Here is a 23,023-nt window from a genome sequence, read left to right on the forward strand (position 1 = left end):
TAAAAGAAAATAAAATATGAGGGTAAATGTCTGCAATTCCACAAATGAATGAGGGATTGCAGACATTTTGCGTGCATGATAGAATGTAATGTACATTATATTCACAGGAAAGAGCAGGGTGCAGAAGAATGAATCAGCAGGAACATAAAATTAAAAGATTCTGTATGGCAGTCCTTGCCCATGTAGATGCGGGAAAGACGACCTTGTCAGAGGGGCTTTTGTATACAGGGGGAAGTATCCGTAAAGTCGGAAGAGTAGATAATAAAGATGCATATTTTGATAATTTTGAACTGGAGCGGACGCGCGGTATTACGATTTTTTCAAAGCAGGCGCAGATTTATTGGAAAGACTGTGAGATAACGCTGTTAGATACGCCGGGACATGTGGATTTTTCGGCAGAAATGGAGCGGACATTACAGGTACTGGATTACGCCATTCTGGTTGTCAGCGGCGCAGATGGCATACAGGGGCATACACGGACATTGTGGCGTCTGTTAAACCGGTATAAAATCCCGGTATTTTTATTTGTCAACAAAATGGACCAGCCGGGAACGGACAAACAGGCGGTTTTATCACAGTTACAGCGGGAGTTTAGTGTTTCGTGTGTGGATTTTTCAAAAAAAGACGACAATCCGGACGAATTCTTTGAAAATGTAGCGCTTTGTGATGAATCAGTATTAAATGATTATCTGAATACAGGTAGTATTGAAACGGACGTTATCAAAGAACTGATTGCATCAAGAGAGCTTTTTCCGTGCTTTTTCGGTTCGGCATTAAAAATGACCGGTGTAAAGGAACTGCTTGAAGCGGTGACACTGTATGCAAAACAGCCGGTATATACAAAGGAGTTTGGGGCGCGTGTATTTAAAATCGCAAGAGATGAGCAGGGCGCGCGCCTGACGTATATGAAGCTGACCGGCGGCATTTTAAAGAATAAAGAATTGTTAAGCGGCGGAAAAGATTCGGAAAAATGGTCGGAAAAGGTCAATCAAATCCGCATTTATTCCGGTGAAAAATATACCGCACCGGCGCAGGCGCAAGCCGGTGTGGTCTGTGCGGTAACGGGACTGACAAAGACGTATCCGGGACAGGGGCTTGGCACACAGGCAGGGACGGTTGTTCCGTTTTTAGAGCCGGTGCTTACGTATTGTATTGAACTTCCGGCAGGCTGTGATGCGGCGGTATTTTTACCGAAGCTGCGGGAGTTAGAGGAAGAAGAACCACAGTTACATATTGTATGGAATGAAAAATTACAGCAGATATATGTACAGGTGATGGGCGAAGTCCAGATTGAAATTTTAAAAAGCCTGATACAGGAGCGGTTTGGTGTCAGCGTGGAATTCGGCACGGGAAGCATTGTCTATAAAGAAACCATTCAAAATACGGTAGAGGGTGTAGGACATTTTGAACCACTGCGCCACTATGCGGAGGTTCATTTACTTTTAGAACCGCTGCCGCGGGGAAGCGGGCTTGTCTTTGCCGCAGACTGCAGTGAGGAACAGCTCGATAAAAACTGGCAGAGACTGGTGTTGACGCATTTGTATGAAAAAGAACATTTAGGTGTGCTGACCGGCAGTGTTATTACCGATATGAAGATTACGTTAAAGGCGGGAAGGGCACACCAGAAGCATACCGAAGGCGGTGATTTCAGACAGGCGACATACCGTGCGGTGCGGCAGGGCTTAATGCAGGCAGAAAGTGTGCTATTAGAACCGTATTATGAATTCAGGCTGGAAATTCCGGAAACGGCAGTCGGCAGGGCAATGACGGATATTGAAAGGATGTGCGGCACATTTGCGTTACAGCAGACACACGAAGCAGGTATGGCAGTGATTACGGGAGAAGCCCCGGTTTCTACGATGAAAGACTATTATAAAGAAGTGGTTGCCTACAGCAAGGGTACAGGCAGGTTGTTCTGTAACCTGAAAGGTTATGAAGTCTGTCACAATCAGAATGAAGTTTTAAAAACATGCGGCTACATTGCACAACGGGATTTGGACAATCCGGCGGATTCTGTCTTTTGTGCGCACGGTTCGGGGTTTGTAGTCGGCTGGCAGGAAGTGCCGGAGTATATGCATCTTGAAAGCATTTTAAAGGAAAAGCGTAAAGACGAGATGCAGCCGCAGAAAGCTGCTGCAAGAAGCGTGTCGGATGAGTGGATTGGCACGGAAGAAATTGATGAGATTTTACGCCAGACCTATTATGCCAATAAAAGGGATAAGTCCATGCCGCGTACCGGTACGAAAAAAAGAACGATTACCCGCGTGGATACACTGCCAAAGACTTCGGGAATGACAGTACGCAGCTATGATCAGCCGGCACAGAAGGAGTATCTTTTAGTAGATGGCTATAATATTATTTTTGCATGGCAGGAATTAAAGGAGCTGGCGGCTGTCAATATTGACAGTGCGAGAGGCCGGCTTTTGGATATTTTGTGCAATTATCAGGGAAGCCGCCAGTGTGAGCTGATTGTTGTATTTGATGCGTATCGTGTGAAAGGACATGTAACAGAGTTTATGGACTATTACAATATTCATGTGGTCTACACAAAAGAAGCTGAAACGGCAGATGCTTATATTGAAAAATTTGCACATGAAAATGGCAGAAAATATAAAGTCACGGTTGCAACCTCGGACGGGCTTGAACAGGTGATTATCCGAGGGCAGGGGTGCCTTTTGATGTCGGCAAGGGAGTTTGAAGCGGAGGTTAAAGCAAGGGAACAGCATATCCGTGAAAACTATCTGACACCGTAATTTCGTTTTTTAAAGCACTTTCATAAATAAGATTTGTAAAAATAGTTTGCAATTTAGGTAAAAATTTAGTAAATCTACTAAAAAATGTATTTCATTTAGTACAATCTGCACATATAATACACAATATGATGTACCTAACCAATACATCATCATAAACCTATAAAACTTTTTACAAAATAAAACTAATTGGAGGGTGTTTTATGAGAAAAACAGTGAAAAAGCTTACTGCGGTAGGTCTTACCGTAACGTCCGTACTCGGACTGGTAGCCTGCGGAAGCAGTAAAGGAACAACAAGCCAGGGAACATCAGAAAACAAAGAAGTAACAAAGCCGGATACATTTACCGTAATGTGTGATGGTACAGTTGTTACAGAAACAAATGGAGCAGAGGCATTTTACAAGCAGTTAAATGAAGCAACAGGACTTGATATTAAATGGACACGTCCTGACCATGCAAGCTACTATGATGCCGTAGCCAATGCATTTAACTCAGACGATACCATGCCAGACGTTGTACTGCTTTCATCTGATTATTATGCACTGTATGCATCAAACGGTTTCCTTTGGAATATGACAGATGCATGGGAACATTCAGAAACAAAGAATTCCGGAAGATTAATCAGCACAGCCGACAATGTTCTTTCCGCACTGATGGTAAACGGTGAAGATGGAACAAAGGCAATGTACGGATTATCTCTTTACCGTGGTAACGGATGTTGTACATATGTAAAGAAAGCATGGCTTGACAAGGCAGGCATTGATGCTTCCAAGGTAAAAGATGTACAGATGGATTTTAATACATATTACGGCTATTTAAAGCAGATGGCACAGACAATGGGACATTATGTTATTTCTTCTCCTGGTTTTATCCATCCGGAAGCACCGAATACAAACTATCTGCCTGAATTTTATCAGAAAGCACAGTATACTTTCTACAAGGATACTTCAGGAAAATATGTAGATGGATTTGCCCAGCAGGAAATGAAAGAAGCTCTTCAAAGAATCCAGACAGCCGTAAATGACGGTGTTATTGATAAGGAATCCGTAAATAACTCAACAGCCAATGCAAGAGATAAGTTCTATTCAACAGACCCGTCAACAGAAACCGGTGTATTTACATACTGGGCAGGTACATGGGCAAATACGTTAAAGACAAACCTTGCAAACAAGGGCTTGGACGATGAACTTATTGCCATTAAGCCAATCAAAGAACTGGGTGCGTATACAGAAAGAATCGCACCATGCTGGTGTATCACATCAGCCGCAAAGAATCCGGAAGGAATCTTTAAGTATTTCATTGATAAGATGTTAGACGGCGGCGATGTACAGATGCTTTGGACACACGGTGCAAAGGGTACACACTGGGATGACAAGGCAGAAACTGTTACGGTAGAGAAGAAGGAAGACCAGCCAAAGACATACACAGAAGGACAGTTCCATTACCTTCCGGGTATTGAAAAACCGGATCAGTGGCAGACAAAGAACCACATTGACCCAATCCTTTCTATTGCAAACTTCACAAATGGTTATGTAGGTGAATCCTTAATTCCTGAAGTTGCAAGAGAAAACGGTGAATTCTTCGCTGAAAACTCTCAGGTAGCCGTACCGCTTCCGATGACATCAGAGTTATCTAATAATATCGGTGATATTAACACAGCAAGAACATATGTTATTGCACAGGTAGCTTTGGGTTACATGACAGTAGATGAAGGTATGGATTACTACAACAAGACAGTCGGTTCATTAAGCAATGCTGTTTTAAAGTCATTAAATAAGTAAGTAAACCAACTGAATAAATGAATAAAAGGCTGCGGTTTGGTGGTGGAATACCACTGGGGCGCGGCTTTTTTAATTGTTTTTATAAGGCTGTTAAAATTATTTAATTATTTGATAAAAAAGTTAAATACTTGCGGTCATAATTTGTAACTGCCAATATAAGTGATTTTATTTACAAATTGATTATGATATAATAAAGTAAAATATTAAGTAAACACGAAAAAAACAGAGGAGGTTATTTATGGAGTATAGCGAGGTACAGCAGATAGCAAAGAAAACGATTGAATATGCAAAGACGATAATAAAACCGGGTATGAATCTGTTGGATTTAAGAGATTTATGTGAACGGAAAATGCTAGAATTAGGCGCAGATTCTTTTTGGTATTGGGATATTGGTGCGTTTGTTTTTGCAGGAGATGAAACAACAATATCGGTGTCGGGAAAGCAATATGTTACAAGTGACAGAACGATTGCGGAAAATGATATTGTAACGATTGATTTAAGTCCGCAGTGTGAAAATATTTGGGGGGATTATGCGAGAACAATCATATTGGAAAATGGTGTGGTAGTCGATAAACGTGAAATATCAAATGAAGAATGGAGAAAAGGTTTACAAATGGAAGACCGGCTTCATCATGAATTAACAGAGTTTGTAAATACAGAAACTACATTTGAGGAACTTTATTATCATATTAATGAGATTATTTTAAAAGCTGGTTTTGTTAATCTCGATTTTATGGGGAATCTGGGACATTCCATTGTAAAAAATAAAAATGACCGTGTGTATACAGAAAAGGGTAATACTCAAAGAATAAGTGAGGTAAAATATTTTACGTTTGAACCGCATATCAGTATTCCGGGTTCAAAATACGGTTATAAAAAAGAAAATATATATTATTTTCAGAATGGAAAACCGGTTGAACTGTAAAACAGATATTTCAGCAGCATTACCCAAAAACACGGACACAATTCACATGGATTTAATGACAGATGAAGAACTTCATGCAAAACTGCAAAAGGGATATGATGATATAGAAGCCGGAAAAGTACAAAATGCTGTAGAAGCATTTACAAAATTCAAGAAGAAACATTAATATGAATCAATATGTGGTTAATTTGAATTTTCAAAAGTCATTATATTTAGCCACCACCATTCCACAGGCAGAAAACACCCCGCTATCGAAGTCAAGTGCCAACGTTGAGATAGCGGGGTGTTTTCTGCTCCCTTAAATCACCGACTTCCGCGCAATATACGTCGCGGAAATTTCAATCTTCACAGAATAGTATTCATCCGATTCAATCACATTAATCAGTCGTTCTGCAGCGGTTTTGCCAAGATTCTGCTTCGGAACGTGAATCGTGCTTAATGCCGGAATCACACTGGTGCTTAACGGCATATTGTCAAAGCCGATAATCGAAATATCTGCCGGTATTTTATAACCTTTATGCTGAAAAGCTTTCATTGCGCCGATAGCGATGTTGTCATTGTCTGCAAAATAACAGGAAGCAAGCGGCGTGTTTTGTTCCAGCAGTTCCAGCATATCTGCATAAGCGCCCTCTACGGAAGGTGAGAGCAGGTGGACAACCGATTTGGAAGACGGAAGTCCGTTTTTGCGCAGTGCGCGGTAAAAGCCCTCACACCGTTCCTCAAAAGAATGAATCGGATAAGAGGAGTGTAAATATCCCGGTTGTCCGATGTGCTTGTGAATCAGACGAACCGTTGCATTAAAAGCACCCTGCATATTGTTAATCATCACGCAGTCCACATTCGGAAAGTCGCAGTAAGTATCCAAAAGCACAATCGGCACAGTCAGGTTTTTCAGATACATAAAATCAGGCTTCTGCATTTCCGTTCCTAAAATAATCAGTCCGGCACAGTTTGAATAAATGATGTTGTTTAACTGTTCTAAAACGTCCCCTTCTTCATAGAGATTCCGTACCAGCAGTTTGTATTCATGCTGTGCGCAGGCGGTGGCAATACCTTCCTGAACCTGTGTGATAAACGGATTTTCATAAACAACCGCACCGTCTTTAATATAAATTAAAAAATAAATTGTACCGGCTGTTGTTTTTTTCTCTCCGATTTTTGAAAAGTCGTAGTTGCTTACGCGCGCCGCATCTAAAATTTTCTTTCGTGTTTCGGTGCTGATTCCGGGCTTGTTGTTTAAAGCAATGGATACAGCGGACGGCGAAAGCCCCAGTTGTTTTGCTAATTCTTTAGCCGTAATTGACATATGTAAAATCCCTCCACAACATTTTATAAAACTATATAAAATGTAAAAATAATTATATTATAGTATAACCTATTTCCGAAAGGAATTCAAGCGCGTATAATCAAGGACAGGTCTTATGGCATAGGATAAATTATAGGGAAATGGGAGGCGCATATGAAAAAGAAATTTTTGCTGATGGGCACCGATGTCAGACAGCAATATTTAAAAGAAATGTTAGAACAGCAGGGACATCATACAGAATGGATTCAGACACTGACACCGGTTGATGCGGCAGAGTATGATGCGGTACTTCTGCCGGTTTCGGACAGCAGGGCGTATTATGACCAGGTGGCGGATTCCGTGCATGGAGGACAGCTCATTTTCGGCTGTAACCTGCCCAAAAAAGAAACCGGACAAAATTTGGTGGAAAATGTGCCGGAGTTTGTTGAGTATATGCAGGAAGATGACACGGCGTATCATAATGCGGTGGCAACGGCAGAAGGTGCGGTTGCGGAAGCGATTCTTCACAGTACAATCAATCTGTGCGGTGCAAAAAGTCTTTTAATAGGATACGGACGATGCGGAAAAGTACTGGCAGACCGGCTCATGCGCATGTACAGCCGTGTGACCGTGGCAGAGCGAAAGGAAAGCGCACGCGCACAGGCGGAAGCTTTTGGGTTTGACAGCGTGCCATTCCCGTTACTGCCGCATTTGCAGAAATACGGAAAAGAGTATGCGTATATTTTTAATACCGTTCCTAAAAAAGTGCTGACGTCTAGGGAACTTGAAAATGTAAGCGGTGAAGTGACGATTATAGACATCGCTTCCAGACCCGGAGGAACGGATTTTGAGTATTGCCGGGCAAATAAAATGAATGCGGTACAGGCACTCGGTCTGCCGGGCAAATATGCGCCGAAGCGCTCGGCGGAAGTTTTAATGAAAGTCATTGAACAACATATCAATTAAAGAAAGGCAGAATCGGCATGGAAAAGAAGACCATCGGTATAGCCATAACAGGCTCGTTTTGCACCTTTGATAAAATGACAGGTGTCATCAAAACACTGACAGCATCGGGAATGAGAGTAATTCCTATTTTTTCCGAAAATGTACAACATATGGATACACGGTTTGGCAAAGCAGAAGATTTCCGCAAAAAAATCTGTGAGATTACAGGAGAGCAGGTCATTGATACCATTGCAAAAGCAGAACCGATTGGGCCGAAAAGCAGTCTGGATGCGCTGGTGATTGCACCTTGCACCGGAAATACGATTGCCAAGCTCGCAGCGGGCATTACCGATACGCCCGTGTTAATGGCAGCAAAAGCACATCTGCGCAATGAAAAGCCACTGGTGATTTCAATTTCCACCAACGATGCGCTCGGCATGAATTTTAAAAATATCGGCACGCTGATGAATATTAAAAATATTTATTTTGTGCCGTTTGGACAGGATAACTATGAAAAGAAGCACCATTCCATGATAGCACATGTGGAAAAGATACCGGATACAATTGAAGCGGCTTTGCAGGGGAAGCAGATACAGCCGGTCATCGCTTCGCCGTTTTGACAGGGAAATAAACAGGAAAATTAACCCCAAAAGGGTTGCAAAGAATAAAAAATGTCCCAGTCAAAGTGTCAGCGCGCGCTCTCTAAAAAAAATGTGCGTTTAACACTTTGACCGGGACATTTAAACATTTTTAAACCGTTTGACAGATATTTAACAGGTACATTTCACTGTGTCAAAATTAATTTTCTTTATTAAATCATTCTATAAAATCATTCTATAAAATCGTCACATGGTACTCTGTCAGCCAGTAGTGAATCTGCAACAGATAGGCAGTCATCTGCGGACCGGCCATCAGTTGTCCGTACCACGGCTGACCGTAGTCTTTCGGATTGTCTAAAAACTTCTGTACGGCGGTGCGGTCAAGGAGCGGCAGGAGCGGACTGCTTCCGTCGGATAGTACTTCTTTTAAGCGGGCAGACAGCAGATTCTCATAGTACGGATTGTAGGTTTTGGGATACGGACTTTTTTTGCGGAACAAAATTTCATCCGGCAGCAGTCCCACGGCAGACTGGCGCAGAATATTTTTAACCAGTCCGCCTTTTGCTTTCATTTCCCACGGGATGTTAAAAACGTAGGAAACAAGCTTTTTGTCGGCAAACGGCACACGCGCTTCCAGTCCCGTGTTCATGCTGGTTCTGTCCATGCGGTTTAACAGTGTCTGCATAAAAAATCTGATACTTAAATAGCCGATACGGCGGCGGCTCGTTTCTGTTTCATTTTCCATAGGGAGAATATCGACTTCACTGACAGCGCGGTCATAGGCATTTTTTACATAGTCTTCCATACGCAGGGTATTTGCAAAATCCGCATTTAAAAGTGATTTCCGCGGGGCGAGGGTCGGTGTCCATGGGAAAGTGCCACAGTCTAACATGGATTCCCGGTGAAACCACGGATAGCCGCCGAATACCTCATCGGCACATTCACCGGTCAGTACAACCTTGTGCGTGTGGCTTACCTGCTCGCAGAAATAAAGAAGCGAGGAATCAATGTCTGCCATGCACGGCAGGTCGTGCGCTTTTACGGAACGCAGAAGATAATCCGCCTGTGTCTGGTTGGTACATTCCAGATAAGTATGATGACTGTTTAAATAAGAAGCCATTTTTGCGGCATACGGTTTATCCATGGAAGGCTGGAAACTGTTTGATTGAAAATAGTTCTCATTGTCCGTAAAGTCAAAGGAAAAGGTCTTTAACTGTCTTCCTTCTTTTTTTAACTCCCCTGCGCATACGGAAGATACCAGACTGGAATCAATTCCTCCGGAAAGGAAAGTGCAGATAGGAACATCGGAAATCATCTGGCGGCGGATTGCACCGGTGAGCAGTTCACGGACAGTTGCAATGGTTGTTTCGTAGGAATCTTCATGTGGGTGGGATTCCAGCCGGAAATAGGTCGTTTCTCGGACACCGGCACGTGAAACACTTAAATAAGAACCCGGCAGAACCTCATGCACATTTTTATAGACACCACAGCCGGGCGTGTGGGCAGGACCTAAGGAAAAAATTTCATTCAGTCCGTTACTGTCAACAGCGGGTGCAATGCCGGGATAGCAAAAAAGTCCCTTTAATTCGGAAGCAAAAACGAAAGTGTTTCCGGTCTGTGTGTAAAAAAGCGGCTTTACACCGAAGCAGTCGCGAAATAGTGTCAGCGTTTCGTGGCGTTCATCATAAACGGCAAGTGCAAAAATGCCATCCACGTCCTGAATAAAAGACGGTCCAAAGTGAATGAAACCCAGCAGTAAAACCTCCGTGTCTGAAGTGGTTTTAAAATGAACCCCGAGGGTGGTGAGTTTGTGACGTAAATCATCTGTATTATAAATTTCACCATTGTATACAATGTGATAGTGGTAGTCCGAATAAATTTTTGACATCGGCTGTGCGCCGCCCGTAATATCAATAATTGAAAGGCGGCGGTGTGCCAGTCCGCACCGGTTGCAGAGCAGTGTGCCGGAGGCATCCGGTCCGCGGTGTTTTAAAGTCCTTCCCATTTTTGCAAGCAGTATCTGATATTGTTCTTCATTTGATAAAAAAGATGCGTCAGCATCGAAAAATCCGGCTATTCCGCACATAAATCTCCTTTGGCAGGCAGGTCAGTTATATTTTTATAAATCTATGTAAAAACAAAATGAATTATACACAAAAGTCGGGTCAATTGACTATTGAAATGTGTGATATGTCGGTGGTAGAATATATGAATCATATTAGCAGAAATGCCTGCGGAATTGGAGAACAGCATGAAAGAAAGAAAAAAAGTTTTATGGGTTATCGGAGATTCAACATTAAGCAGTTTTAACGATAAATATTACTATCCGAGGTACGGATACGGAACAAAGCTGGCGGCGTATTTAGATGATGCGGTTGAAGTGAAAAATATTGCACTGTCGGGGCGGAGCAGTAAAAGCTATACGACAGAGCCACAGTATAAAGAATTGACGGGCGGTATGCAGAAAGGCGATTTTTTGCTGATTGGCTTCGGACACAATGATGAAAAGACGGAAGAAGCCCGTTTCACCTCAGCACAGGGGGACTATAAAACGGCAGGTTCATTTGCGGCATCTTTATATGATAATTATATTGTACCGGCACAGAAAGCCGGCTGTCAGGTGATTTTATGCACACCGATTGTCAGAAGAACAAAAACCGGTGAATGGAATGCGCAGGATCTGCATGTGACACAGGATTTTGGCACGTATCCGGGCGGAGATTATCCGCAGGCAGTCCGGGAACTTGGAAAAACACTGGGACTTCCGGTTGTGGATATGACAAAGATGACAAAGGCACTTTATGAAACACTCGGAAAAGACGAAACGGTGTATTTACATGCGTGGACGTCTGATAAAGCGGCAAGCGTGGATAATACGCACACCAATGTATGGGGTGCAAGGGTCAATGCGTGTCTTTGTCTGAATGAAGTAAAGAATCAGCAGGTGGCAGGGCTTTCCGAACACATTTTGGATACGGATGAAAAAGAAGTCTTAGACCGTAGTAAATATTTAGTATCCAATCCTGAATATCACCCGGTTGTATTTACCTCGGATTTACCAAAGAGCCGTTTCTGGGAAGATGCGGCAGGCTTTTCGGGTACGGTATTCGGCGATGTGCTTGAAGAAGTATCCAAAGAGCATTTTGTGTTAGAACCGGCAGGTGAAAATGCAGTACATATTGCAGTCAAAAATAACTGCGGAAAGATCGCGGCAGTATCGGACGGCATAGCGATGTATTATAAAAAAATTCCGGCGGACAGACCGTTTATTCTGCGGGCAAAAGCCGTAATTCACGATTATTTTTTAAATGATCAGGTATCCTTTGGATTAATGGTGCGTGATGATTGTTATGTGGATAAAACGACGGCGGATATTTTAGGAGATTATGTAGCGGCGGCACCGCTTTTGCTGACACACGGGGCGCAGTGCTGGAACTGCTTTGCAAGAAAAAGCGGTGAACTGGTGAAGGGTGGAATCTGCACCAGAGCATACAAACCGGGCGATGTCGTTGAACTTCAGATAGAAAGCACACAGGACGGATATGCCTGCACCTTCGGCAAAGAACAGACCATAACAGGCGGATTTGACTTCCAGCTGACCAGCATTGATGCAGAACACGTTTATGCGGGAATGTTTGTTTCAAGAAATGCCGACGTGACATTTACAGATATCGAATTAATTTTTAAGACACCGGAAAATGAATGATGAAAAGAAAGGCGTAAAGAAAATGAGAACATTTGCAAAATCATCAAAATTAGACAACGTTTGTTATGACATCAGAGGTCCGGTCATGGACGAAGCCAACCGCATGATTGAGCAGGGCGTTGAAATTTTAAAATTAAATATCGGAAACCCGGCACCGTTTGGTTTTAAAGCACCACAGGAGCTGGTAGACATGATGCGCGGTAATCTGGAAAATGCGGAAGGCTATTCGGATTCCAGGGGCTTGTTAAAATCCAGACAGGCGATTGTGGAATACTGCAAAAAGAAAAATATCCCGAATGTCGGTGTCAATGACATTTATACGGGAAACGGTGTCAGTGAGCTGATTACACTGTCTATGAACGGATTGCTTGACAACGGCGATGAAGTACTTGTTCCGTCACCGGATTACCCGCTGTGGACGGCATCGGTTACGCTTGCGGGCGGAAAAGCGGTGCATTACCTGTGCGATGAACAGTCTAACTGGTATCCGGATATCGCGGATATGCGTAAAAAAATTACGGATAAGACAAAAGGCATTGTTATTATCAATCCGAACAATCCGACCGGTGCATTATATCCAAAGGAAATTTTAGAGCAGATTGTAGAACTGGCAAGGGAGCATGAACTGCTGATTTTTGCCGATGAAATCTATGACCGACTTGTGATGGATGGCAAACAGCACATTTCCATTGCTTCACTGGCGCCGGATTTATGTGTTGTCAGCTTTAACGGACTTTCAAAGTCCCATCTGATTGCGGGCTACCGCTGCGGCTGGATGTGTATCAGCGGCGACAAGAGCCGTGCAAAGGGCTATATTGAGGGCATTAACCTGTTATCATCCATGCGCCTTTGTGCAAATGTACCGACACAGTCCGTTATTCCAAAGGCACTGGAGATGCTGGATTCGACCAAAGAAATGTTAGAGCCGGGAGGCAGGGTGTATGAACAGCGTGAATACATTTACAATGCGTTAAATGATATTCCGGGTGTGAGCGCGGTAAAACCGGAAGCGGCATTTTACATTTTCCCGAAAATGGATATGAAAAAGTTTCATATTAAAGATGATGAGAAATTTGCGCTGGATTTCTTAAAGGAGAAAAAAATTCTGGTAACGCACGGCGGCGGTTTCCACTGGAATACACCGGATCATTTCAGAATTGTCTATCTGCCGGATGTGGATACGCTGACGGAAGCCTGCACACGAATGAAGGACTTTTTTGCACATTACGTACAGGATTAAAACGAGGAGAAAATATGTTTCGGAAGTTAAGAGCAGAAGCAGAGAGGGAGAATGGAAAAGAAAACAAGCTTATGTTTGACAACAGGGCATTATTTGCTTTGCTGTTACCGATTATTATAGAACAGATTTTAAATTCCTTTATGGGAATGGTGGATACCGTTATGGTCAGCAATGTAGGCAGTGCGGCGATTTCGGCGGTATCGCTGGTGGATTCTATCAATAATCTTGTTATTCAGGTGTTCTCGGCAATGGCGGCGGGGGCTGCCATTGTCTGTTCAAGATTTATCGGGGCGAAAGACAGGAACGGCTGTAACCGTGCGGCACGACAGGTTGTGTTGACTGTTTTTATCATTTCCGTGGCGATTATGGTATTCGGATTGATATTCCGTGTGCCGTTACTGCAGGTGGTTTTCGGTGCGATTGAACCGGAGGTTATGGAAAATGCAATGATTTATTTCCTGATTACGGTGGTTTCATATCCGTTTCTGGCACTGTTTAATGCGGGTGCGGCATTTTTCAGGGCGGAGAGCAATGCCAAGCTGCCGATGTTTGTGGCGGCAGGCACGAATGTTTTAAATATTGCCGGAAATGCCGTTTTTATTTTCGGCATGAATATGGGTGTTGCCGGTGCGGCATTATCGACACTGCTGTCGAGAGTGTTGTGCATGGTTATCATTTTTGTACTGTTAAGACGTAAAAATCAGATGATTGTTTTAGACCACTATTTTAAAATCCGTCCTGAAAAGAACCTGATTTGTCAGATTCTGGCAATCAGTATTCCGTCCGGTGTGGAAAACGGTATGTTTCAGTTTGGTAAGCTGGCAATCCAGTCTACCGTATCAACCATGGGTACGACAGCGATTGCGGCACAGGCGATGACAAATATCTTTGAAAATGTCAACGGCGTATTCGGTATTGGTACGGGAATCGGATTGATGACCGTGGTCGGACAGTGTATCGGAGCGAAACATTATAAAGAAGCAAAATACTATATGGTAAAATTAACCGTCATTGCGGAAGTGGGACTGACGATATCGTGTCTGCTGGTTTATGCGGCGGCACACCCGGTTACGCTTATAGCAGGCATGGAAGCGGAAAGCGCAGCACTGTGTATGCAGATGATTGCGGCAATTACGATTGTAAAACCGGTTGCCTGGGTGCTTTCATTTGTACCTGCATACGGATTGCGTGCCGCAGGAGATGTCCGCTTTTCAATGATAGTTTCCGTAACTACGATGTGGTGTTGCAGGGTTGCCCTTTGTATCTTTCTTGTAAAAGCATTTGGCATGGGACCAATGGCAGTCTGGATTGGTATGTTCGCAGACTGGTCTATCCGCTCCGTAATCTTTTCGGGCAGATTTTTAAGCGGTCGGTGGCTGAAAAAAGCGATGAATTAATAGAAAAATGCCTGCGGAAATGAGGATTAATATGATTAGAGAATTAGCATTAAAGAACCGGTCTTACAGAAGATTTTACGGTGAGAAAAAGATTGATGAAAAGACACTGCGGGAATTGGTGGATATTGCAAGGAATACACCGTCTGCGGCAAACAGACAGCCGCTTCAATACCGTCTTGTGTGTGATGATGAAACAAACAGCCGTGTATACGACTGTCTTGGCTGGGCAGGCTATTATAAGGACTGGGACGGTCCGGTAGCAGAGGAACGTCCATCAGCATATATTATTATGGTGACACCGCAGGATGTAAATCCGCAGTGGGATGAAGGCATTGCGGGTCAGACCATTCTGCTTGCGGCGACAGAGCAGGGGCTTGGCGGCTGTTTTATCGGAAATATCCGGAAAGAAAAGCTTGCTGCTGTTTTAAATCTGCCGGAGAGCTATAAGGTGGATTTGTGCATTGCACTGGGATATCCAAAAGAAGAAGTGGTATTGGAAGATATTGCGGGAGATGGCGACATTCATTACTACCGCGATGACAATCAGGTACAGCATGTGCCGAAAAAGAAGCTGGATGACATTTTAATATAAGAAGTAACGGCAATGACAGTTCTATGGAAAATGGGAATACGGTCTTCTGTTTTCTTGCAATTTTTAAATTTTGTGGGAAAAGTGAAAAAACACGCCTTGGATTCGATAAAATATTGTCAAAATAACCAAATTATGATAGTATATTAGTAAGCTATGTACGAGAAAAGCTGCAAAAGCAGCAGAAAAGAGGTAAGGTTATGAGGTTGACATTTTTAGGGGCAGATCATGAAGTAACAGGCAGTTGTCATTTCTTACAGGCATGTGGGAAAAATATCCTTATCGATTGTGGCATGGAACAGGGCAATGATGTTTATGAGAATCAGGAACTGCCGGTTCCTGCATCTGACGTAGATTATGTATTGCTTACACATGCACATATTGACCATTCGGGACTGATACCGCTTCTGTATGTGAACGGATTCCGTGGAAAGGTCTATACGACAGAGCCGACGGTGCAGCTGTGCGAGATTATGTTAAAAGACAGCGCACACATTCAGATGTTTGAGGCAGAATGGCGCAACCGTAAGGCAAAACGTTCCAACGGTACGTTAAAGGAATTTGTTCCACTGTATGATATTGAAGCGGCAATTAACGTTATGAAGCAATTCGTAGGCTGTGCCTATGAGGATATTATCCAGTTAGATGAAGGCATTAAAATCCGGTTCCGTGATGTCGGACATCTGTTAGGTTCTGCCAGTATTGAAGTGTGGGCAGAGGAAGACGGAGAAGCCCGCAAGATGGTATTTTCCGGCGATATCGGAAATATGAACAAGCCGATTGTGAAAAATCCGCAGTATACGTCCGATGCGGATTACGTTGTTATGGAATCTACCTATGGTAACAGAAGCCACGGTGGTACGCCGGATTATGTAACAGAGCTTGTCAGGATATTTGAAAGGACGTTTAACCGTGGTGGTAATGTTGTGATTCCTTCCTTTGCAGTTGGCAGAACACAGGAAATATTATATTTTATCCGGAAGATTAAACAGGATCATTTAATTGACCGTGAGTTTGATGTATATATGGATAGTCCGCTGGCAATTGAAGCAACCAATATTTTTCAGAAAAATGTGGATATGTGTTTTGATGAGGAAGCGATGGCACTGGTAAAAGGTGGAATCAACCCACTGACATTTCCGGGGTTAAAGTTTGCGGTAACGGGCGAAGAATCAAAACTGATTAATTTTGACCCGAAGCCGAAGGTAATCTTATCGGCTTCCGGTATGTGTGAAGCAGGACGAATCCGCCACCACTTAAAGCATAACCTGTGGCGGCCGGAATGTACGATACTGTTTGTCGGTTATCAGGCAGTCGGTACAACAGGCAGAATTATTGTAGACGGTGCAGATGAGATTAAGCTGTTTGGTGAGCCGATTAAAATCAGTGCGGAAATCGTACAGCTTCAGGGTGCAAGCGGTCATGCCGATAAAGAAGGCTTAATACGCTGGGTATCCCAGTTTGAAAAGAAGCCGAAAAAAGTATTTGTTGTACACGGTGAAGACAGCGTGTGCGATGAATTTACGGAGTGTCTGCGTACAGAGCATGGATTTAACGCGGAAGCGCCATATACGGGAGCCAGTTATGATCTGATTGCAGGCGAGTGGCTGACTGAGGGCAACCGCAAGAAGAGGGAAAGAAGAAGTGTTAATAAGAGGAATCAGGGTGTCTTTGACCGCCTGATTGCCGCAGGAAAGCGTTTGATGACAGTTATTCAGCACAACGAAGGCGGTGCAAATAAGGATTTGGCAAAATTTGCTGACCAGATTAATGCGTTGTGCGACAAGTGGGACAGATAATAAATTGTAAAGCAAACATCTATGCTGGCAGATGAGAAACCGCCTGCACGGATTTTCCATCGCCGCTTTGCAGCAAGTTGCTCAGAAACGAGGATTGTATGAAAAAAATAGTATTCGTGCTGAATCCTCACTCGGGAAAGGCACTGATAAAAAATGCATTACTAAAGATAATACAGGTGTTTTCGGAAGCGGGGTACGATGTGACTGTGTATCCTACGAAGGCACCGCTTGACGGATATGAGTACCTGAAAAAGCGTGAGGGTCAATATGATGTGCTGGTATGCAGCGGTGGTGACGGAACGTTAAATGAAGTGGTACGTGCCGTATTGGAATATCAGGGCGATAAACCGCCGATTGGTTATATTCCAAGCGGCAGTACCAATGATTTTGCAACCAGCCTGAATATTCCAAAGGACATGGTGCGTGCGGCGCAGCATATTGCGGCAGGAGAGCCTGTTCAATGTGATATCGGAAGGGCAAACGGTGAACGCTCGTTTAATTATGTGGCAGCGTTTGGTGCATTTACAGAGGTTTCATATGCGACACCGCAGCATTTAAAAAATCTGCTGGGACATCAGGCATATGTACTGGAGGGTGTTAAAAGCCTTGCGGCATTAAAACCGTACAAAGTAAAAGTTACCAGTAATGAACTTCAGGTGGAAGATTCGTTTGTATACGGTATGGTAAGCAATACAGAGTCCGTGGGCGGTATGCGCGGGCTGGCAGGAACCGGTGTGGACTTACAGGATGGATTGTTTGAAGTGACGCTGATTAAGGAAATTAAAAATCCAATGGAAGTACAGCAGCTGGTGACGGCATTTCTTTCAAAAAACTTTGAAAAATGTGATGTTTTGTATTCTTTTAAGACCAGTAAAATCACTTTTGAATCAGAAGAAGCAATCAAGTGGACACTGGATGGTGAGTATGGCGGAGAGTGGAAAGAAATGAGGCTGGAAGTAGAACCGCGGGCAATAGAGTTCATAATTAAGAAAAGAAAGGAAAAGACAAAAAAACTTAATTAAATGAACACAAAACGAATTTAGCTTAAAAAACAATAAAATAATTGAAAAATGATTTATAAAATTAAGTCGAGGGTTTTGAAAAAGCGCAAATAAAACCCTCGACTTAATTTTTTTATGTTTCAAAATAATAAATATTAAAATAAAAGCAAAAGAATATATAAAATGAAACACAATTTAGAAACAATTTTGAAAAAATCTGTAATATATTGTAAAAAATGACAGTGACACAGAGGGTTTAAAAGCATAAAAATCAATGAAAATGTAGCAAAATAACGGTTATATTGTTAAAAAACACAATAATAGTCAGATAATTATAAAATAAATGCTTAAAAGATAAATAATCAGACAATTTTAAATAAAAAAATATTTACAGATTTTAAAAATAGGCGTATAGTAACCGTAAGATGAAAATCCCCAATAAGTTTACGAAAGGAAGATTAAGACTATGGAGAATCAAACAAAACAGCCTGGACTTTACAGCGAGCAGTTTGAACATGATAACTGCGGTATCGGCGCAATTGTAAGTATTAAGGGCATTAAGACACATCAGACGGTTTCTGATGCATTAAGTATTGTCGAAAACTTAGAGCACAGAGCAGGTAAGGATGCAGAAGGAAAGACCGGTGATGGTGTTGGTATTCTGTTACAGATATCACATAAGTTCTTTAAAAAGGCTGTAAAGCCTCTTGGAATTGAACTGGGAGAGGAAAGAGAATACGGTATCGGTATGTTTTTCTTCCCACAGGATGAATTGAAGAGAAATCAGTCCAAGAAGATGTTTGAAATTATCGTAGAAAAGGAAGGGCTGGAGTTCCTTGGCTGGAGAGAAGTCCCGACTTATCCGAATGTTCTCGGTAAGAAAGCAATCGACTGTATGCCGTATATCATGCAGGCATTTGTAAAGAAGCCGGAAGATGTAAATAAGGGAATTGATTTTGACAGAAAGTTATATGTAGCAAGACGTGTATTTGAACAGACCTGTGAAAATACATATGTTGTATCTTTATCCAGCAGAACAATCGTTTATAAAGGGATGTTCTTAGTCGGACAGTTAAGACAGTTCTTCGGCGATTTAAGAGATGAGGACTATGAATCCGCAATTGCACTGGTTCACTCAAGATTCTCAACGAATACAACACCAAGCTGGGAGAGAGCGCATCCAAACAGATTTATCGTACATAACGGTGAAATCAATACAATCAAGGGAAATGCCGACAGAATGTTAGCCAGAGAAGAAACCATGTACTCTGATTACCTTGAAGAAGAAATGTCAAAGATTACACCGGTTGTCAATACAAACGGTTCTGACTCCGCAATGTTAGATAATACACTTGAATTTTTTGTTATGAACGGTATGCCGCTTCCGCTTGCGGTGATGATTACCATTCCTGAACCGTGGAGCAACAACAAGGCGATGGCACAGGAAAAGAAAGATTTCTATCAGTATTATGCAACGATGATGGAACCTTGGGATGGCCCGGCTTCCATTCTGTTCTCAGACGGTGATATCATGGGTGCGGTACTCGACAGAAACGGTCTTCGTCCTTCTCGTTACTATGTAACAAATGATGGTTATCTGATTCTTTCTTCCGAAGTCGGTGTGCTTCCGGTTGATGAAAGCAGAATTAAGTTAAAAGACCGTTTAAGACCGGGTAAAATGCTTCTGGTTGATACCGTAAAGGGCGAATTAATCGATGATGATGAATTAAAGGAAAAATATGCAACCAAGCAGCCTTACGGTGAATGGCTGGACAACAATCTGGTACAGCTTCATGATTTAAAGATTCCGAACAAGAAGGTACCGGTACATACAAAGGAAGAACGTGCAAGACTTCAGAAAGCTTTCGGCTATACTTACGAAGACTTTAAGACATCCATCCTTCCAATGGCATTAAACGGTTCAGAGCAGATCGGTGCAATGGGTATTGATACACCGCTGGCTGTTCTTTCCAATAATCATCAGCCGCTGTTTAACTATTTCAAACAGCTGTTTGCACAGGTAACCAATCCGCCAATCGACTCTATCCGTGAAAAGGTCGTTACATCGACAACGGTTTACTTAGGTTCAGACGGTAATGTGCTGGAAGAAAAGCCGGAAAACTGTAAGCAGTTAAGAATTAACAACCCGATTCTTACCAATACAGATATTTTAAAGATTAAAAATATGAAGGTAGACGGTTTTAAGGTTGAAACCATTCCGATTATTTATTATAAGAATACCTCGCTGGAAAAGGCGATTGACCACCTGTATGTAGAAGCTGACAGAGCGCACAGAGAAGGTGCAAATATCATTATCCTTTCCGACAGAGGCGTTGATGAAAACCACGTAGCGATTCCGTCACTGCTTGCCGTATCTGCATTACAGCAGTATCTGGTACAGACAAAGAAAAGAACCAGCATGGCGGTAATCTTAGAGAGCGGTGAGCCAAGAGATGTACATCATTTTGCAACACTGTTAGGCTTTGGTGCATCAGCAATTAACCCATACCTTGCACAGGAAAGTATTCAGGAACTGATTGACTTAAATATGCTGGACAAGGATTATTATGCGGCAGTAGATGATTACAATAACGCAATCATCAACGGTATTGTAAAGATTGCGGCGAAAATGGGTATTTCAACAATCCAGTCTTATCAGGGTGCGAAGATTTTTGAAGCAATCGGTATTGATTCAGATGTGATTAACAAGTACTTTAAGGGAACGGTCAGCAGAATTGAAGGTGTCAGCTTAAAGGATATTGAAAATGATGTGGAAACCCTTCACTCAAAGGCATTTGACCCGCTGGGACTGTCTACGGACACCACACTTGATAGTGCAGGCGCACATAAGATGAGAAGCGGAAAGGAAGAACATTTATACAATCCGCAGACCATTCATTTATTACAGCTTGCCACAAGAACGGGTGATTACAATACCTTTAAGGAATATACGGAACTGGTAAATAAAGATACAGGTGTCAAAAATCTGCGTGGCTTAATGGATATTAAGTTCCCGAAAAAGGGCATTAACATTGATGAAGTAGAAAGCGTAGATTCCATTGTAAAGCGTTTTAAGACCGGTGCGATGTCCTACGGTTCTATTTCAAAGGAAGCCCATGAAACCATGGCAATCGCAATGAATATGTTACACGGTAAGTCTAACAGCGGTGAGGGCGGTGAAGACGAAGACCGTTTAACAGTCGGTGCAGACGGAAAGAACAGATGTTCAGCAATCAAGCAGGTTGCTTCCGGACGTTTCGGTGTTACATCAAGATACTTAGTCAGCGCACAGGAAATCCAGATTAAGATGGCACAGGGCGCAAAACCGGGTGAAGGCGGACATCTGCCGGGCAAGAAAGTTTATCCTTGGATTGCAAAGACCAGACTTTCAACACCGGGTGTATCATTAATTTCACCGCCGCCACATCACGATATTTACTCTATCGAAGATTTGGCACAGTTGATTTACGATTTGAAAAATGCAAATAAGAACGCAAGAATTTCCGTAAAACTCGTATCAGAAGCGGGTGTTGGTACAATTGCTTCAGGTGTTGCCAAAGCCGGTGCACAGGTTATCTTAATTTCCGGTTATGACGGCGGTACAGGTGCAGCTCCTAGAAGTTCTATCCACAATGCCGGACTTCCTTGGGAACTCGGACTTGCCGAAGCACACCAGACACTGATTATGAACGGACTGCGTAATAAGGTTGTGATCGAAACAGACGGTAAGCTGATGAGCGGCCGTGACGTAGCGATTGCGGCAATGCTCGGTGCGGAAGAATTTGGATTTGCAACAGCACCGCTTGTAACAATGGGCTGTGTGATGATGAGAGTCTGTAACTTAGATACCTGTCCGGTTGGTATTGCAACACAGAATCCGGAACTTCGTAAGAGATTTACAGGTAAGCCGGAATACGTTGTCAACTTTATGAGATTTATTGCACAGGAACTGCGTGAATATATGGCAAAGCTGGGCGTAAAGACAGTTGACGAACTGGTAGGAAGAACGGATTTCTTAGAGCAGAAGCAGGTTGAAGGAAGCGGTCGTTCCGCAGAAGTCAATCTTTCAGCAATCCTTAATAATCCTTATATTAAGGAAGCCGGAAAGATTCAGTACAACAAGAAGAACGTATATAACTTTGAACTGGAAAAGACGGTTGATGAAAAGGTCCTGATTAAGAAGTTTGCATCTGCATTAGAGAGCGGACAAAAGAGAAGTGTTGAGGTCGATGTAACCAATACAGACCGCGCACTCGGTACACTGCTTGGTGCAGAGATTACAAGAAGATTCGGTGAAACACTTGAAGAGGATACATATACCGTTAAATGCCACGGCGCAGGCGGACAGAGCTTCGGTGCATTTATTCCAAAGGGACTGACCCTCGAACTGGTCGGCGACAGCAATGACTACTTCGGCAAAGGTCTTTCAGGCGGTAAGCTGATTGTTTACCCACAGGCAGGCGCTACTTACAAAGAAGATGAAAATATTATTGTTGGTAATGTTGCCCTGTATGGTGCAACAAGCGGTAAAGCATTTATTAACGGTGTTGCGGGAGAACGTTTCTGTGTCCGTAATTCCGGTGCAACAGCAGTTGTAGAAGGCTGCGGCGACCATGGTTGTGAATACATGACAGGCGGACGCGTTGTAGTACTTGGCGGAACCGGTAAGAACTTTGCAGCCGGTATGAGCGGCGGTATCGCCTATGTACTCGATGAGGATACAAGCCTTTACAAGAGAGTAAATAAGCAGCTTGTTTCCATGGAACCGGTAACGGATAAATACGATGTGCTTGAGTTGAAAGAAATTATTACAGAACACGTAGCTTATACCAATTCAAAGAAGGGCAAGGAAGTCTTAGACAACTTCGGCGAATACCTTCCGATGTTTAAGAGAATTGTTCCACATGATTATAAGAAGATGATGAACAAGATTGTACAGATGGAAGAAAAGGGATTAAGCAGCGAACAGGCACAGATTGAAGCATTCTATGCAGCAATTAAGTAAA

At 42.8% G+C, this 23,023-nt stretch carries 14 protein-coding genes; 12 read left to right on the forward strand and 2 right to left on the reverse strand.

Annotated elements, in window-relative coordinates:
- The first annotated feature begins 128 nt into the window (after positions 1 to 128).
- From WMO37_RS00505 to WMO37_RS00515, 3 genes are all read left to right on the forward strand, one after another.
- Positions 129 to 2,753 carry an NYN domain-containing protein gene (locus WMO37_RS00505; RefSeq protein ID WP_349153995.1) on the forward strand — a complete coding sequence of 875 codons (2,625 nt, stop codon included), beginning with the start codon at positions 129 to 131 and terminating at the stop codon, positions 2,751 to 2,753.
- 200 nt (positions 2,754 to 2,953) lie between these two features.
- A complete protein-coding gene (locus tag WMO37_RS00510; protein WP_022432830.1) occupies positions 2,954 to 4,531 on the forward strand; it encodes a type 2 periplasmic-binding domain-containing protein in 1,578 nt (525 codons plus the stop codon).
- A 238-nt stretch (positions 4,532 to 4,769) separates the two neighbouring features.
- Positions 4,770 to 5,456: a M24 family metallopeptidase gene (locus WMO37_RS00515; protein WP_349153996.1), complete on the forward strand. Its 687-nt coding sequence runs from the start codon at positions 4,770 to 4,772 to the stop codon at positions 5,454 to 5,456.
- A gap of 298 nt (positions 5,457 to 5,754) precedes the next feature.
- Here the strand turns inward: WMO37_RS00515 and WMO37_RS00520 are convergent, their stop codons facing one another.
- Positions 5,755 to 6,762: a LacI family DNA-binding transcriptional regulator gene (locus WMO37_RS00520; protein ID WP_022432827.1), complete on the reverse strand. Its 1,008-nt coding sequence runs from the start codon at positions 6,760 to 6,762 to the stop codon at positions 5,755 to 5,757.
- Between the two features lie 153 nt (positions 6,763 to 6,915).
- Here WMO37_RS00520 and WMO37_RS00525 point away from each other — a divergent pair, with 153 nt between their 5' ends.
- Complete coding sequence (locus WMO37_RS00525) at positions 6,916 to 7,707, forward strand: hypothetical protein (RefSeq protein ID WP_349153997.1); 792 nt, start codon at positions 6,916 to 6,918, stop codon at positions 7,705 to 7,707.
- Positions 7,708 to 7,718: 11 nt separating this feature from the next.
- Positions 7,719 to 8,306, forward strand: coding sequence for a dipicolinate synthase subunit B (locus WMO37_RS00530; protein WP_227089789.1), 588 nt, complete (start codon positions 7,719 to 7,721; stop codon positions 8,304 to 8,306).
- Between the two features lie 214 nt (positions 8,307 to 8,520).
- On the opposite strand, the gene asnB is transcribed toward WMO37_RS00530, so the two are convergent.
- Entirely contained in the window at positions 8,521 to 10,371 is a 1,851-nt protein-coding gene (gene asnB, locus WMO37_RS00535; RefSeq protein WP_022432824.1) for an asparagine synthase (glutamine-hydrolyzing), read from the reverse strand.
- A gap of 165 nt (positions 10,372 to 10,536) precedes the next feature.
- On the opposite strand from asnB, the gene WMO37_RS00540 reads away from it, so the two are divergent.
- The 7 genes from WMO37_RS00540 (at position 10,537) to gltB (ending at position 23,022) form a co-directional block, all read left to right on the forward strand.
- Entirely contained in the window at positions 10,537 to 11,991 is a 1,455-nt protein-coding gene (locus WMO37_RS00540; protein WP_349153998.1) for an SGNH/GDSL hydrolase family protein, read from the forward strand.
- A 22-nt stretch (positions 11,992 to 12,013) separates the two neighbouring features.
- Entirely contained in the window at positions 12,014 to 13,231 is a 1,218-nt protein-coding gene (locus tag WMO37_RS00545) for an aminotransferase class I/II-fold pyridoxal phosphate-dependent enzyme (RefSeq protein WP_022432822.1), read from the forward strand.
- A gap of 14 nt (positions 13,232 to 13,245) precedes the next feature.
- Complete coding sequence (locus WMO37_RS00550; protein WP_022432821.1) at positions 13,246 to 14,628, forward strand: MATE family efflux transporter; 1,383 nt, start codon at positions 13,246 to 13,248, stop codon at positions 14,626 to 14,628.
- 31 nt (positions 14,629 to 14,659) lie between these two features.
- The gene (locus WMO37_RS00555) at positions 14,660 to 15,220 is read left to right on the forward strand and encodes a nitroreductase family protein (RefSeq protein WP_349153999.1); all 561 of its coding nucleotides are present in this window, start codon (positions 14,660 to 14,662) and stop codon (positions 15,218 to 15,220) included.
- Between the two features lie 197 nt (positions 15,221 to 15,417).
- Entirely contained in the window at positions 15,418 to 17,016 is a 1,599-nt protein-coding gene (locus WMO37_RS00560; protein ID WP_022432819.1) for an MBL fold metallo-hydrolase RNA specificity domain-containing protein, read from the forward strand.
- A 98-nt stretch (positions 17,017 to 17,114) separates the two neighbouring features.
- Positions 17,115 to 18,038: a diacylglycerol/lipid kinase family protein gene (locus tag WMO37_RS00565; protein ID WP_022432818.1), complete on the forward strand. Its 924-nt coding sequence runs from the start codon at positions 17,115 to 17,117 to the stop codon at positions 18,036 to 18,038.
- Positions 18,039 to 18,483: 445 nt separating this feature from the next.
- Positions 18,484 to 23,022, forward strand: coding sequence for a glutamate synthase large subunit (gltB, locus tag WMO37_RS00570; protein WP_227089530.1), 4,539 nt, complete (start codon positions 18,484 to 18,486; stop codon positions 23,020 to 23,022).
- Position 23,023 lies beyond the last annotated feature (1 nt).

The sequence above is a fragment of the Lachnospira intestinalis genome, from assembly GCF_040095895.1.
GTDB classification, from domain to species: domain Bacteria; phylum Bacillota; class Clostridia; order Lachnospirales; family Lachnospiraceae; genus Lachnospira; species Lachnospira intestinalis.